At 68.0% G+C, this 13869-nt stretch carries 12 protein-coding genes; 5 read left to right on the top strand and 7 right to left on the bottom strand.

From position 1 onward, the window contains the following. Positions 1 to 32: 32 nt before the first annotated feature. Complete coding sequence (locus EIZ44_RS29110) at positions 33 to 1124, bottom strand: adenosine deaminase (RefSeq protein WP_134732503.1); 1092 nt, start codon at positions 1122 to 1124, stop codon at positions 33 to 35. A 212-nt stretch (positions 1125 to 1336) separates the two neighbouring features. Between EIZ44_RS29110 and EIZ44_RS29105 the strand changes: the two genes are divergently transcribed. After that, a complete protein-coding gene (locus EIZ44_RS29105) occupies positions 1337 to 2428 on the top strand; it encodes a coiled-coil domain-containing protein (RefSeq protein WP_037816138.1) in 1092 nt (363 codons plus the stop codon). A gap of 582 nt (positions 2429 to 3010) precedes the next feature. Here EIZ44_RS29105 and EIZ44_RS29100 read toward each other — a convergent pair. The 6 genes from EIZ44_RS29100 to EIZ44_RS29075 all read right to left on the bottom strand — a co-directional run bounded on the left by EIZ44_RS29100 (position 3011) and on the right by EIZ44_RS29075 (position 9833). Beyond that, a complete protein-coding gene (locus tag EIZ44_RS29100) occupies positions 3011 to 4285 on the bottom strand; it encodes a thymidine phosphorylase (protein WP_134732501.1) in 1275 nt (424 codons plus the stop codon). Beyond that, positions 4282 to 4671: a cytidine deaminase gene (locus EIZ44_RS29095; RefSeq protein ID WP_134732499.1), complete on the bottom strand. Its 390-nt coding sequence runs from the start codon at positions 4669 to 4671 to the stop codon at positions 4282 to 4284. Before EIZ44_RS29095 ends, EIZ44_RS29100 begins: the two co-directional genes overlap by 4 nt. Further along, positions 4671 to 5903 carry an ABC transporter permease gene (locus EIZ44_RS29090; RefSeq protein ID WP_134732591.1) on the bottom strand — a complete coding sequence of 411 codons (1233 nt, stop codon included), beginning with the start codon at positions 5901 to 5903 and terminating at the stop codon, positions 4671 to 4673. The genes EIZ44_RS29095 and EIZ44_RS29090 overlap by 1 nt, the downstream gene beginning before the upstream one ends. A 47-nt stretch (positions 5904 to 5950) precedes the next feature. Then, a complete protein-coding gene (locus EIZ44_RS29085; RefSeq protein WP_037816144.1) occupies positions 5951 to 7048 on the bottom strand; it encodes an ABC transporter permease in 1098 nt (365 codons plus the stop codon). Next, positions 7045 to 8610 carry an ABC transporter ATP-binding protein gene (locus EIZ44_RS29080; protein ID WP_037816145.1) on the bottom strand — a complete coding sequence of 522 codons (1566 nt, stop codon included), beginning with the start codon at positions 8608 to 8610 and terminating at the stop codon, positions 7045 to 7047. Before EIZ44_RS29080 ends, EIZ44_RS29085 begins: the two co-directional genes overlap by 4 nt. A gap of 80 nt (positions 8611 to 8690) precedes the next feature. After that, positions 8691 to 9833, bottom strand: coding sequence for a BMP family lipoprotein (locus EIZ44_RS29075; RefSeq protein WP_037816147.1), 1143 nt, complete (start codon positions 9831 to 9833; stop codon positions 8691 to 8693). Between the two features lie 553 nt (positions 9834 to 10386). Here EIZ44_RS29075 and sdhC point away from each other — a divergent pair. The 4 genes from sdhC to EIZ44_RS29055 are packed head-to-tail and all read left to right on the top strand — an operon-like array spanning position 10387 to position 13820. Continuing rightward, entirely contained in the window at positions 10387 to 10836 is a 450-nt protein-coding gene (gene sdhC / locus EIZ44_RS29070) for a succinate dehydrogenase, cytochrome b556 subunit (RefSeq protein WP_078870582.1), read from the top strand. Positions 10837 to 10840: 4 nt separating this feature from the next. Further along, positions 10841 to 11257, top strand: coding sequence for a succinate dehydrogenase hydrophobic membrane anchor subunit (locus tag EIZ44_RS29065; RefSeq protein WP_037816149.1), 417 nt, complete (start codon positions 10841 to 10843; stop codon positions 11255 to 11257). Between the two features lie 35 nt (positions 11258 to 11292). Beyond that, complete coding sequence (gene sdhA, locus EIZ44_RS29060) at positions 11293 to 13047, top strand: succinate dehydrogenase flavoprotein subunit (protein ID WP_037816150.1); 1755 nt, start codon at positions 11293 to 11295, stop codon at positions 13045 to 13047. After that, positions 13047 to 13820 carry a succinate dehydrogenase iron-sulfur subunit gene (locus EIZ44_RS29055; protein WP_037816151.1) on the top strand — a complete coding sequence of 258 codons (774 nt, stop codon included), beginning with the start codon at positions 13047 to 13049 and terminating at the stop codon, positions 13818 to 13820. Before sdhA ends, EIZ44_RS29055 begins: the two co-directional genes overlap by 1 nt. The last annotated feature ends 49 nt before the right edge of the window (positions 13821 to 13869 follow it).

Here is a 13869-nt window from a genome sequence, read left to right as displayed (position 1 = left end):
GGCCGCGGCCAGTGCGTCTCCGGAGCCGGGATTCAGCCGAGCGCCGCGTACCCGGGTTTGACGACGTTCTCGATCAACTCGAGCCGCTCGTCGAAATCGAGGAACGCGGATTTCATGGCGTTGATCGTGAACCAGCGGAAGTCGTCGAGGCCGAAGCCGAACGTCTCGGCCAGCGCGGCGAATTCACTGGTCATCGTGCAGCCGCTCATCAGCCGGTTGTCGGTGTTGACGGTGACGCGGAAGCGCAGCCGGGCGAGCAGGCCGATGGGATGCTCGGCCAGCGACGGCACGGTTCCGGTCTGGACATTCGACGAGGGACAGATCTCCAGCGGGATCCGCCGGTCCCGGACGTAGGAGGCCAACCGTCCAAGATGGACATTTCCGTCGGCGTCGGCGGTGATGTCGTCGACGATCCGCACGCCGTGCCCGAGCCGTTCCGCGCCGCAGTACTGGATTGCCTCGCCGATCGACGGAAGTCCGAACGCTTCGCCGGCATGAATAGTGAAGTGTGCATTGTTCCGGCGCAAATAGTCGAATGCGTCCAGATTGCGGGTAGGCGGGAATCCGTTCTCCGGTCCGGCGATGTCGAATCCGGCCACCCCAGCGTCGCGGTAGCGCACCGCGAGTTCGGCGATCTCGAGCGCGCGGGCGTGCTGGCGCATGCCGCACAACAGCGTCCGCACCCGGATCCGGCCGCCGCCCGCGGCTACCCTCCGCATCCCTTCGGCGAAGCCCGCCTGGACGGCCTCAACCACTGCATCGAGTGACAGCCCGCGTTCCACGAACAGCTCCGGCGCGTACCGCAGCTCGGCGTAGACGACCCCGTCCGCGGCCAGGTCCTCGACCGCTTCGGCGGCAACCCTGACCAGGGCTTCCTCCGTTTGCATGACACCACACGTGTGGGCGAACGTTTCGAGGTACGACACCAGTGAACCGGAGTCCGCCGCGGCGCGGAACCAGCGGCCCAGCTCGTCCGGATCCGTCGCGGGAAGGTCCCGGTAGCCGAGATCCTCGGCGAGTTCGGCGACCGTGCCCGGCCGCAAGCCGCCGTCGAGGTGATCGTGGAGCAGGACCTTGGGGGCGCGGCGCAGGATCTCCGCGCTCAGCGGGGTTACGTCCGACATGCTCCAACGGTAGCCTCGCTGTCATTCCCCTACCTGGCCGTAACCGAGAGCACCGGAACAACCCTCTGCTCAGCACTGTGCGCAAGGAATCGGCCATCCGGGTGGCACGGTCGTTATCCGCGTTCCCCGGGGGCCATACGCACAGCAATTTTCTTCATCGATAAGCTCGGGTCAGTCCCTTCCATTTTTCCCCGCCGACGAAGGACACCGCAGTGACCACTGACAACCACATTGCCGCTCCGTCGTTCGACCGGATGCGCAACATGCTGGTGCGCGCGGCCGAGGTTCGTGAGAGCGAGCAGCAGCAGATCTTCGACGCGCTCGACGACATCTACGCCCGGCTCGCCCCGGTGGACTCCCTCGGCGCGGTGCGCAAGCGGCTGTCGGAACTGCCGGACCGGACCGAGGTCGGGGTGCTGGCGGAGCGCCTCGACGAGGCGATGACGCGGCTGGAGTCGCAGGACAACGCGATCGCCGCGCTCACGCACGCGGTGGAGAGCATCGTCGACAAGCTGGCGAAGCCCTTCGCCCAGCTCGACGGCCGCCTCGACGGCGTGGCGGCGCGGTTCGAGGGCGTCGCGGGCCGGATGGACGGGCTCGAGGACAAGCTGCAGAACATCCACCGCAGGCTCGACGAGCTGGGCGGGCACCTGGACAAGCAGGACGCCAAGCTGGAGTCGCTGCCGCAGGCCACGCAGGGCCCGATCCGCGACCGGATCGAGATGGCCGAGACGTCGCTGCGCGAGCGGATCGAGACCACGGACCAGGAACTGCGCTCGCGCGTCGACGAACTGGACCGCGCGACGAAGGAACGTATCGGCGCCGCGACCGACGCGCTGAAGAGCGCCGTCTCCGACACCGGCGAGATGATCGACCCGGCCGCACGCCTCGACTCGGTGGGCACGAAGCTCGAAACGATCACCCAGCGTCTCGACGACCTGTCCAGCCGCATCGACAAGGTCGAGGACGACGTCACCGGCCGCATCGGCGACCTGGACGGCTCGGTCCGCAGCGGCCTGTCGAAGGTCGAAGGCACGCTGTCGAAGCAGCCGGACACCGACGCGGTCGACTCGCTGGTGCGCCGCAGCAACGACGAATCGGTGCGCCGCATCGGCGGCCAGCTGGACGAAGCGATGGCGACGTTCGCGGAGCTGATGCTCGGCGGCGGACCGGCGGTGCAGCAGATCGCCCCGCCGCCGCCCGCCCCGCGCCAGCCGCGCCGCAGCTCGCGCAACGGCCGGTCGCCCAAGGCCGCCGACGCGAAGGCAAAGGCTGGCGGCGACTCGGACGAGTCGACTGACTGAGCTTGAGTGACCGAAGCCCCCGTCCAGAGTTCTGGACGGGGGCTTCGTCGTTTCAGTGTCACTAGCCGCGACCGAGCCCGCCCTCTAGAGGATGTCGCTGTACGGCTGTCAAGCCGCGGTGGCTGGACCTGGTTCCGAGTGCTGGCAGTGGGCGCCGTTGCGGAGCATGGCGTAGAGGTCGCAGCGCCGTCGGGCAAGGCAGATGAGCGCGGCAAAGGGTGCTCATCGAGTCTCGGCGGCGACCTGTTTACTTTGCTGGAGCACGATCTTTCAGGCTGTCGCCCGGCGCGGCAGACTGTGTCCGCGCCCCTACGGGGAGCGTGAGTCTCGGCAATCCCGGCGTTTAGGGCTACTGATGCGGTCCGTGCGCGACAGCGTCCATAGCTCCGGTTCGCTGTTGGGAGCGGCCCGGCATGCAGCCGCTTCCCGCCCGAGTCCAAGACAACCGCGTGCTGCTCGCCCGTCCCTTGATCCAGACCGACGAGCACGCCGGGACTGCCGGTCGGCACCCTCTGCGGGCGATCGATGGGCCACGCCCGGCGACCGCAGCCCGTCGATCAGGAACCACGAGAAAGCAAACCCTCAGGGCCGAACCGTCTCCAGCACGATCCCCCGCTCAGCAGGAGCCTCCGCTCCCACCTCGAACCCGCCTTCCAGCGCGGCCAGGGCCGCCGGGATCGCGTCCGGGGTGTCCGTGTGCAGTTCCAGCAACGGCTCCCCCTCCACCACCTCGTCACCCGGCTTCGCGTGGCACAAGATCCCCGCCGCGGCCTGCACCGGGTCTTCCTTTCGTGCCCGGCCAGCTCCAAGCCGCCAAGCCGCGACACCCACGGCGTAGGCGTCCAGCGAAGTCAGCACCCCCGAAGCAGGTGCCGGGACGATGCGCACCGTAGAAGGCCGCGGCAAGGCAGCCGAAGGATCCCCGCCCTGGGCGGTGATCATCCGAGCCCACACCTCGTAAGCCTCCCCGGACGCCAGCACCTCGGCCGGATCCACGGAAATCCCCGCCAAAGCAAGCATTTCCCGAGCCAGTGCCACCGTCAGCGAGACCACGTCAGCCGGGCCGCCGCCGCGCAGAACCTCGACTGCCTCGGCGACCTCGACCGCATTGCCGACCGCTCGGCCGAGCGGCGTGCTCATGTCGGTGATCAACGCCGTGCAAGCCACCCCGTGCGCCGTGCCGATGTCCACGAGCGTCCGCGCCAGCAGCTGCGCCTCCGGCACGGTCTTCATGAACGCCCCGGACCCAGCCTTCACGTCCAGCACCAGCCCCGAAGCGCCCTCGGCGATCTTCTTGCTCATGATCGAGCTGGCGATCAACGGCACCGACTCGACCGTCGACGTGACATCCCGCAGCGCGTACAGCTTCTTGTCCGCCGGAGCCAAGCCCTCGGTCGCCGCGCAGACCACCGCGCCGACCGAGTTCAGCTGCGCCGCGATCTCGTCCAAAGACAACGCCGCCCGCCAGCCGGGAATCGACTCCAGTTTGTCCAGCGTCCCGCCGGTGTGCCCGAGCCCGCGGCCGGACAGCTGCGGCACCGCGGCACCGCACGCGGCGACCAGCGGAGCCAGCGGCAAGGTGATCTTGTCGCCGACCCCGCCGGTCGAGTGCTTGTCCACGGTCGGGCGCGCGACGTCCAGCGACAGCCGCGAGCCCGAGTCGATCATCGCGCCGGTCCAGCGCGCGATCTCGCCGTCGTCCATGCCACGCAAGAAAATCGCCATGGCCAGCGCGGCCATCTGCTCTTCCGCGACCGCTCCGCGGGTGTACGCGTCGACGACCCAGTCGATCTGTTCGTCGCTCAGCCGTCCGCCGTCGCGCTTGGTCCGGATGACGTCTACCGCGGTGAAAGTCACGGCAGGTCCTCCGGACCGAACGCGTCCGGCAGCACCTCCGACATCGGCAGCACCCCGCGCGGAGTGTCGACCAGGCAAGAGGATCCGCCGAGTTCGAACAGAATCTGGCGGCACCGTCCACAAGGCATCAACAGCTCACCCGAGCCACTGCGGCAAGCGACCGCGACCAAACGACCGCCGCCGGACAGTCGCAATTGTCCGGCCATTGTGCACTCAGCGCACAAACCCAAGCCGTACGAAGCGTTTTCGACGTTGCAGCCGGTCACCTGCCGACCATCATCCACAATGGCCGCGACGCCGACGTGCAGTCCCGAATAAGGCGCGTAAGCGTGCGAAGCAGCCGAAACCGCCGCCGCCCGCAGAGCTTCCCAGTCCACTTCGGACATCAGTCGCCCTCACCTCGTCGATACTGCGCGCCGTCCGCCTTGGGCGGCCGAAGTCGTTGCGACGCAACAGCTAGCACGATCAGCGTCACGAAGTGCGCGGTGTACGGGATCAAGTCGCTCGGGAGAGTGTCGTTGGTCCAGTAGATCGCGTACAGAATCCCAGCACCGACGACGCCGAGCGCGGCCGCGAGCCAGCGCTTCCGGATCAGCTGCACGATCACGATGATCGCCAGCAGAATCACCGCGCCGTACAGCAACGCCAGCACCGCGTCGCCGCCGCCGGCGAGCTGCAGACCGTCGGAGTACCCGAACAGCGCGGCGCCGCCGAGCAGACCGCCCGGTCGCCAGTTGCCGAAAATCATCGCGGCCAGACCGATGTACCCGCGGCCGTTGGTCTGGTTCTCCAGGTAGTCCGCGCCGCCCTTGAGCAGCACCAGCGACGCACCGCCCATGCCCGCGAACCCGCCGGAGATCAGCACGCCGACGTACTTGTAGCGGTACACGTTCACGCCGAGCGACTCAGCCGCGACCGGGTTCTCGCCGCACGAACGCAGCCGAAGGCCGAACCGCGTGCGCCAGAGAATCCAGTAGCTCACCGGGATCAGCACGATCGCGAGCATGGTCAGCGGCGCGACCCCGGTCACCAGCCCGCGCAGAATGCCCGCGACGTCAGACAATCCGACGCGCTGCTGGTCTTCCAGCGAACCCAGCCAGTCCGACAATCCGGCCGCGGAATAGGTGTCGAACTTCGGCACCGGCGGCGACTGGCGCGGGTTTCCCGACAGCGGCTCGAAAATCAGGTTCGCCAGATACTTCGCGACCCCGAGCCCGAGCAGGTTGATCGCGACACCGGAAACGATGTGGTTGACGTTGAACGTCACCGTCGCCACCGCGTGCAGCAGCCCGCCCAGTGCGCCGAACGCGATCGCGGCCAGCAGGCCGACCCACGCGCCGCCGTAATACGCACCCCAGGCCGCGCCCCAGGTGCCGAGGATCATCATGCCTTCGAGGCCGATGTTGATCACGCCCACGCGCTCGGCCCACAACCCGCCCAGCGCACACAGCAGGATCGGCAGCGCCAGCCGCAGTGCGGTCGACGCGGTGTTGCTGGACGTCAGCGCCGAAACGCCGGTGGCGTACGACGCGGTCGACATCACCGCGATCGCGACCACGGCCCAGATCACGCCGCGCAGCCAGCCGGGGATCCGCGGCCGCTTGCGCTTGACCGGCATCGGCGTCCCGGATTCCGGACCCGGCCGGGAGAACTCCGTCGTGGTGGTCACACCGCACCGCCTTCCGCGACCGAGGCGCCCTTGCGGCCGTTGCCGGCGAGCGCCCTGCCCACCCTGCGCTGTTCCGCGGCGAGGTCGGCCCGGCGCACGATCTCGTACGCCACGACGACCGAGAGCACGATGATGCCCTGCATGATCGTCGCGATCTCCTTGGACACGTTGATCTGCTCCAGCGACACCGCGGAGGTGTCCAGGAACGCCCACAGCAGCGCGCCGAACGCGATGCCGCCGGGGTGGTTGCGGCCCAGCAGCGCGACCGCGATGCCGGTGAAGCCGTACATCTGGGTCGCGGTGATGCCGTAGCTGTAGTCGCGGCCGAGCAGTTCCGGCATGGCGACCAGACCGGCCACCGCGCCCGACAGCAGCATCGCGATGAGCGTCATCTTCTTCGCGCTGACGCCACCCGCCGCGGCGGCCGTCGCGGACTCACCGCTCGCCTTCAGCTCGAAGCCGAACCGGGTGCGGTTCAGCATGAACCAGTACGCGCCGCCGATCACGATCGCGATGAACACGAACCCGAACAGCGTGCCCGACCCGAGCGGGATGCCCGGGATCCGGCCGGACGGCGCGATCACCCTGGTCCCGATGTTGTTGCCGGTCTGCACGCCGAACTGGTCGGCGTTGATCAGGAACGCGATGATGCCCGCGACGATCGAGTTCAGCATGATCGTCGAGATGACCTCGCTGACGCCGCGGGTCACCTTGAGCACCGCCGGGATCGTCGCGTACAGCGCGCCGGAAACCACGGCCACCAGCAGGATCACGATGGTGTGGATGACCGGCGGCAACTGCAGTGCCCCGCCGATGATCGCGGCGACCACCGCGGCGAACCGGTACTGGCCCTCGACGCCGATGTTGAACAGGTTCATCTGGAACCCGATCGCCACGGCGAGGCCGGACAGGTAGTACACCGTCGCGAGGTTCACCGTGTCGACCGCGGTGGAGCCCTTGAACAGCTGGCCGATCATCGTCCCGTACGCCTGCAACGGGTCGGCGCCGGAGATGACGAGCGCGATCGCGGACAGGATCACCGCGAACGCGATCGCGAGCAGAGGCGGCAGCAGCCGCGTGCGCCACGAACTCATGAGTCTTCACCTTCTTCGGCGCCGGTCATGGCGGAACCGAGTTCCTGCGGGGTGACGGTGGCCGGGTTCGCCTCGCTCACGAGCCGCCCGCGCAGCATCACGCGAATGGTGTCGGACAGCCCGATCAGCTCGTCGAGGTCCGCGGAAATCAGCAGCACGGCGAGGCCGTCGGCACGCGCCTGGCGGATCTGCTCCCAGATCAGCGCCTGCGCACCGACGTCGACGCCGCGCGTCGGGTGCGAAGCGATCAGCAGCACCGGGTTGCCGGACAGCTCGCGCCCGACGATCAGCTTCTGCTGGTTGCCGCCGGACAACGCGGCGGCCGGAACGTCGATGCCGGGCGTGCGGACGTCGTACTCGCGCACGATCCGTTCGGTGTCCTCGCGCGCGCCCGCGATGTTGAGCAGTTGCCCGCCGGACACCGGTTCCCGCGTCTGGTAGCCGAGAATCCGGTTGACCCACAACGGTTGCGTGAGCAGCAGGCTGTGCCGCGTGCGGTCTTCGGCGATGTAGCCGATGCCCGCCTCGCGCCGCGCCAGCGTGCCCAGCTTGACCAGGTCGTGCGTCTCGCCGTCGGGCGGCGTCAGCTCGATGTGGCCGCCGCTCGCCTTGCGCATCCCCATGATCGTCTCGACCAGTTCGGTCTGGCCGTTGCCCTCGACGCCCGCGATGCCGAGCACCTCGCCCGCGTGCACGGTGAAGGAGATGTGGTCCAGCACGTTGCGCTCGGAACCTTCGGCGGACAGCCGCAGTTCGCGCACCTGCAGGACCTCGCGGTCGGTCACCGTCGACTCGCGCGTCTCCGGGCTCGGCAGCTCCGAACCGACCATCATCTCGGCCAGCTCGCGGCTGGTGATCTTCTTCGGATCCGCGGTGCCGACCGTGGTGCCGCGCCGGATCACGGTGACCGTGTCGGCGATCGCGCGCACCTCGTCGAGCTTGTGCGAGATGAAGAGGAACGTGTAGCCGTCGGCCTGCATCTCGCGGACGGTCGTGAACAGCGCGTCCACTTCCTGCGGCACGAGCACGGCGGTCGGCTCGTCGAGGATGATGATTTTCGCGCCGCGGTAAAGGACTTTGACGATCTCGACGCGCTGGCGGTCGGCGACGCCGAGTTCCTCCAGCAGCGCGTCGGGCTTCGCGTGCAGCCCGGTCCGCTTCGACAGTTCCGCCAAGCGCGTCCGCGCCGCGCGGCCGATGCCGTGCAGCGCCTCCGCGCCCAGGAACACGTTTTCCGCGACGGTCAGGTTGTCGGCGAGCATGAAGTGCTGGTGCACCATGCCGATCCCGGCGCGGATGGCGTCCTGCGGGTTGCGCAGTCTCACCTCGGCGCCGTTGATGGCGATGCTGCCCTCGTCGGGCTGCTGCATCCCGTACAGGATCTTCATCAGGGTCGACTTGCCCGCGCCGTTCTCGCCGCACAGCGCGTGCACCTCGCCCGCCGCGACGGTGAGGTTGACGTCGGAGTTCGCGACGACGCCGGGGAACCGCTTGGTGATCCCGGTCAGCTGGACGGCCGGCACGCCCCGGTCGGGGACGGCTTCGGCCTCGATCTCGGTCATCGGAGGGGACATCCCGTTCTGTCGGAAACGCGTGAGGGCCCGGAAGGAAGATCCTTCCGAGCCCTGCCGCGTCGTGAGCGTTACTTGGCCGGCTTGTCCGAAACCTTGATGGCGCCGGAGACGATCTGGGCCTTGTACCCGTCCAGCACGTCCTTGATGTCGTCGACCTTGCCGCCGGAGGTCGAGTAGCCGACCCCGTCGGACTTCAGGTCGAAGCGCTTCGGCACCGTGCTCAGGTCGCCCTTCGCGACGGCCTGCAGGTACTCGAAGACCGCGACGTCGACACGCTTGATCATCGAGGTGATGATGATGTCCTTGTCGGCGGCGACCGTCTTCTGGTTGTACTGGTCGGAGTCGACGCCGATGGCCAGCGCGTTGTTCTGCTTCGCCGCGTCGAACACGCCCTTACCGGAGGCGCCGGCGGCGTGGTAAACGACGTCCGCGCCGCGGGAGATCTCGGCGGCGGCCTTCGCGTTGCCCTTCGGCGGGTCCTGGAAACCGGAGAAGTCGCCGGCGGGCGTCAGGTACTCGTCCTCGATCTTGATCTTGCTCGAAACGGCCTTCGCGCCCTGCAGGAAGCCCGCCTCGAACTTCTGGATCAGCGGGGTGTTCACGCCGCCGACGAAGCCGACGTGGCACTTCTTGCTCTTGTACGCGGCGGCGACGCCGGCCAGGAACGAGCCCTGCTCCTCGGCGAAGACCAGCGGCGTGACGTTCGGCAAGTTGATCGAGTCGTCGTCGACGATCGCGAACTTCGTGTTCGGGTACTTCGTGGCGACGGCCTTGACCGACTGCGCGTAGGCGAAACCGACCGCGACGATCGGGTTCAGGCCCTGCTGCGCCATCTGCTCGAGGCGCTGCTGCTTGGCGGCTTCGCTTTCGCTCGCGCTGGCGGTGCTCTCGTTGACGGTCGGGACGCCCAGTTCGGACTTCGCCCGGTCGGTGCCCGCGGCGGCCGCGTCGTTGAAGGAAGCGTCACCGCGACCGCCGACGTCGAAGGCCAGGCCGACCTTGAGCTTGCTGCCGTCGACCTTGCCCGAGGCGGCGCTGCTGCTCGTGGCGGCGGCAGGCGCGGCGGGCGGCTTCGGGGCGGTGATGCAGTTCGAGCCCGCGTTGCCGTCCGAACCGGACGCGTTGTTGTTGCTTCCCCCGGTGTCCTTCGCGCACCCGGCCAGTGCAAGCACCCCAGCCATGGTCGCGGCGGCCAGCGCGGTTCCACGCATGCGACGCAACGTGTGTCTCCCTCCCCGCTGATCCAGCGGACGATCCAGGAACGGCCCGGTCACGGTCGCCGGGCTCAACTGGCAGACCGTACCCAACCGCCGGGTAACCGCCATAGGAACGGCACGCTACGTAACACAAACGTTTACTCGGAGGGTCGATCCGCGACCAATCCGGCGCCGACCGTGATCAAGAGCCCCCGCCCCGTCCGCCGCGATCACGCACCGTGGCCTCGCTTTCGCCCGGGAACCGTCCGGGAAGGACTCCGCGAGGGAATCCCGGTCCCGGAAGGCGTCCTTCGCGGCAGCTCAGACGTGCTCCAGACCACACGTCCGAGTGGTCTGCCGTGGTCACCGGTGTCTGGTCTGTCACAGAGAGGAACCCGGAGGTGAGCCGCGCGTATGGGTCGGGTCTAGCATCCATGCATCCACGCTCGATGGCCCCTGATCTCGGCACCGTCGCCGGAGTTGTCCCCAGTGGACCGACCCCGGCCGCGGGTGCGGACCTCACCGGTCACCCGGGCACGACAGTCATGACGTTGGAGGCCGTTCACCGATGTCCACCACGGCGAGCACTGCCACCGAAAGCGGGGCAGGAGCTAGCGATCGGGCGGGTGCCTCACGCCGGCAGGGAACCTTCTACCGGGGCGACCCCGGCATGTGGTCCTGGGTGCTTCACCGCATCACCGGCGTGCTGACCTTTTTCTTCCTGTTCGTGCACGTGCTCGACACCGCGCTCGTGCGCGTGTCGCCGAACACCTACGACCAGGTCATCGAGACGTACAAGACGCCGATCGTGAACCTGCTCGAGGTCGGCCTTGTCGGCGCGGTGCTGTTCCACGCGCTCAACGGGCTGCGCGTCCTGCTGGTCGACTTCTGGGCCAAGGGCCCGAAGTACCAGAAGACGATGCTCTGGGTCATCGGCGTCGTGTGGGTGGTCGTGATGGTTCCGGGTGCGTTCTTCATGCTGAAGCGCACCGTCGAGACGCTTTTCGGGGGTGCCTGATCCCATGGCCGACGCTCTGATCCTCGACAAGCCGCGCTCGCCGCGGCGGCCGTCCGCCCGGCGCAGCAACTTCGAGCTCTACAGCTGGCTGTTCATGCGCATCTCCGGACTCGCGCTGATCATCCTGGTGCTGGGCCACCTGTTCATCATGAACATCCTCGACGGCGGCGTGCACCGCATCAACTGGGGCTTCGTCGCCGGCCGCTGGGCCTCGCCGTTCTGGCAGTTCTGGGACCTGGCGATGCTGTGGCTCGCCGAGATCCACGGCGGGAACGGGCTGCGCACGATCATCGACGACTACGCGCGCAAGGACTCCACCCGGTTCTGGCTGAAGATCCTGCTCTACGTCTCGATGGTGCTCATCCTGGCCGTCGGCACGATGGTGATCTTCACGTTCGACCCCGAGATGCCTGCCTCCTGAGGCGCACCCACCACTAGCTAGCGGAGTCTTTCCCTATGCAGTTCCACAAGTACGACGTGGTGATCGTCGGCGCGGGCGGCGCCGGCATGCGCGCGGCCATCGAATCCGGTCAGCGCGCCCGCACCGCGGTCCTCACCAAGCTGTACCCGACCCGGTCCCACACCGGCGCGGCCCAGGGCGGCATGTGCGCCGCGCTGGCGAACGTCGAAGAGGACAACTGGGAATGGCACACCTTCGACACCGTCAAGGGCGGTGACTACCTGGTCGACCAGGACGCCGCGGAGATCATGGCGAAAGAGGCCATCGACGCCGTCCTCGACCTGGAGAAGATGGGCCTTCCGTTCAACCGGACGCCCGAGGGCAAGATCGACCAGCGCCGGTTCGGCGGGCACACCCGCGACCACGGCAAGGCCGCGGTGCGCCGCGCCTGCTACGCCGCGGACCGCACCGGGCACATGATTCTCCAGACGCTGTACCAAAACTGCGTCAAGCACGGCACCGAGTTCTTCAACGAGTTCTACGTGCTCGACCTGGTCCTGTCCGAGGGCGAGGACGGCAACCCGATCGCCACCGGCGTGGTCGCCTACGAGCTGGCCACCGGCGAACTGCACGTGTTCCAGGCGAAGTCGATCGTGTTCGCCACCGGCGGCGCGGGCAAGATCTTCAAGACCACCTCGAACGCGCACACCCTCACCGGCGACGGCCTCGGCATCATCTTCCGCAAGGGCCTTCCGCTGGAGGACATGGAGTTCTTCCAGTTCCACCCGACCGGCCTCGCCGGACTCGGCATCCTGATCTCCGAGGCGGTGCGCGGCGAGGGCGGCATCCTCCGCAACGCCGACGGCGAGCGGTTCATGGAGCGCTACGCCCCCACCATCAAGGACCTCGCGCCGCGCGACATCGTCGCCCGGTCGATGGTCCAGGAGGTGCTGCAGGGCCGCGGCTGCGGGCCGAACAAGGACTACGTCGTCCTCGACGTGACCCACCTGCCGGTCGAGGTCCTCGAGACCAAGCTGCCGGACATCACCGAGTTCTCCCGCACCTACCTGGGCGTCGACCCGGTCAAGGAGCCGGTGCCGGTGTTCCCGACGTGCCACTACGTCATGGGCGGCATCCCGACGAACATCCACGGCGAGGCGCTGCGCGACAACGAGCACGTCATCCCGGGCCTGTACGCCGCGGGCGAGGTCGCCTGCGTGTCGGTGCACGGTTCGAACCGCCTCGGCACGAACTCGCTGCTGGACATCAACGTGTTCGGCCGCCGCGCGGGCATCGCCGCCGCGGAGTACGCGCTGGCGCACGACCACGTCGAGCTGCCGGAGAACCCGACCACCCTGGTCGAGGAACAGCTGGAGCTGCTGCTGTCGGAGCACGGCGACGAGCGCGTCGCCGACATCCGCAAGGAAATGCAGCAGACGATGGACTCGCACGCGTCGGTGTACCGCACCGAGGACACGCTGAAGCAGGCGCTGACCGACATCCAGGCGCTCAAGGAGCGCTACCAGCGGATCACCGTGGCGGACAAGGGCAAGCGGTACAACACCGACCTGCTCGAGGCCGTCGAGCTGGGCTTCCTGCTGGAGCTGGCCGAGGTGCTGGTCGTCGGCGCGATCGCGCGCAAGGAGTCCCGCGGCGGGCACGCCCGCGAGGACTACCCGAACCGCGACGACACGAACTTCATGCGGCACACCATGGCCTACAAGCAGGGCGAGGGGCTGTCGTCCGACATCCGGCTCGACTACAAGCCGGTCACCTTCACCCGCTACGAACCGATGGAGCGGAAGTACTGATGACGACGGCCACCCCTGAAGCGCCTTCCTCCAAGGCGTCCGACGAGCACACGCCGATCCAGGTCACGCTGAAGATCCTGCGGTTCAACCCGGAGGTCGACCAGGAGCCGCACTGGGAGTCCTACGACGTCCCGGCGCAGCCGACCGACCGCGTGCTGAACCTGCTGTTCTACGTCAAGGACTACATCGACGGCACGTTCTCCTTCCGCCGCTCGTGCGCGCACGGCGTGTGCGGTTCGGACGCGATGCAGATCAACGGGATCAACCGGTTGGCCTGCAAGGTGCTGCTGAAGGACCTGCTCGAGAAGAACGGCAAGAAGACCGAGATCACCATCGCCCCGATCAAGGGCCTGACGACGTTGAAGGACCTCTACGTCGACATGGACCCGTTCTTCGAGGCGTACCGGGCGATCAAGCCGTACCTGATCACCTACGGCAACGAGCCGACCCGCGAGCGGATCCAGTCCCAGGCCGACCGCAACCGGTTCGACGACACCACCAAGTGCATCCTGTGCGCCTGCTGCACGTCGTCCTGCCCGGTCTACTGGAACGACGGCTCGTACTTCGGCCCGGCGGCGATCGTGAACGCCCACCGCTTCATCTTCGACTCCCGCGACGAGGGCGCCGAAGAGCGGCTGGACATCCTGAACGACGGTGAAGGCGTGTGGCGCTGCCGCACGACGTTCAACTGCACCGACGCCTGCCCGCGCGGCATCCAGGTGACCAAAGCCATCCAGGAAGTAAAACGCGCCCTCCTCTTCAAGCGCGTCTGACTTTCAGCGGTCCGTGAAGGGCTCCTTGAGGGAATCTGACCTGGATCCA

It is taken from the genome of Amycolatopsis nivea, assembly GCF_004522235.1.
GTDB lineage: Bacteria > Actinomycetota > Actinomycetes > Mycobacteriales > Pseudonocardiaceae > Amycolatopsis > Amycolatopsis nivea.
This window is presented reverse-complemented; position numbering and strand designations above follow the sequence as displayed.

Excerpts from the sequence above, each read along its gene's own strand:
- EIZ44_RS29090 (WP_134732591.1), bottom strand. The coding sequence starts at position 5,903 with ATGCCGGTCAAGCGCAAGCGGCCGCGGATCCCCGGCTGGCTGCGCGGC.
- EIZ44_RS29055 (WP_037816151.1), top strand. The coding sequence starts at position 13,047 with ATGACGACGGCCACCCCTGAAGCGCCTTCCTCCAAGGCGTCCGACGAG.
- sdhC (WP_078870582.1), top strand. The coding sequence starts at position 10,387 with ATGTCCACCACGGCGAGCACTGCCACCGAAAGCGGGGCAGGAGCTAGC.
- EIZ44_RS29110 (WP_134732503.1), bottom strand. The coding sequence starts at position 1,124 with ATGTCGGACGTAACCCCGCTGAGCGCGGAGATCCTGCGCCGCGCCCCC.
- EIZ44_RS29075 (WP_037816147.1), bottom strand. The coding sequence starts at position 9,833 with ATGCGTGGAACCGCGCTGGCCGCCGCGACCATGGCTGGGGTGCTTGCA.
- EIZ44_RS29085 (WP_037816144.1), bottom strand. The coding sequence starts at position 7,048 with ATGAGTTCGTGGCGCACGCGGCTGCTGCCGCCTCTGCTCGCGATCGCG.
- EIZ44_RS29095 (WP_134732499.1), bottom strand. The coding sequence starts at position 4,671 with ATGTCCGAAGTGGACTGGGAAGCTCTGCGGGCGGCGGCGGTTTCGGCT.
- EIZ44_RS29065 (WP_037816149.1), top strand. The coding sequence starts at position 10,841 with ATGGCCGACGCTCTGATCCTCGACAAGCCGCGCTCGCCGCGGCGGCCG.
- sdhA (WP_037816150.1), top strand. The coding sequence starts at position 11,293 with ATGCAGTTCCACAAGTACGACGTGGTGATCGTCGGCGCGGGCGGCGCC.
- EIZ44_RS29080 (WP_037816145.1), bottom strand. The coding sequence starts at position 8,610 with ATGACCGAGATCGAGGCCGAAGCCGTCCCCGACCGGGGCGTGCCGGCC.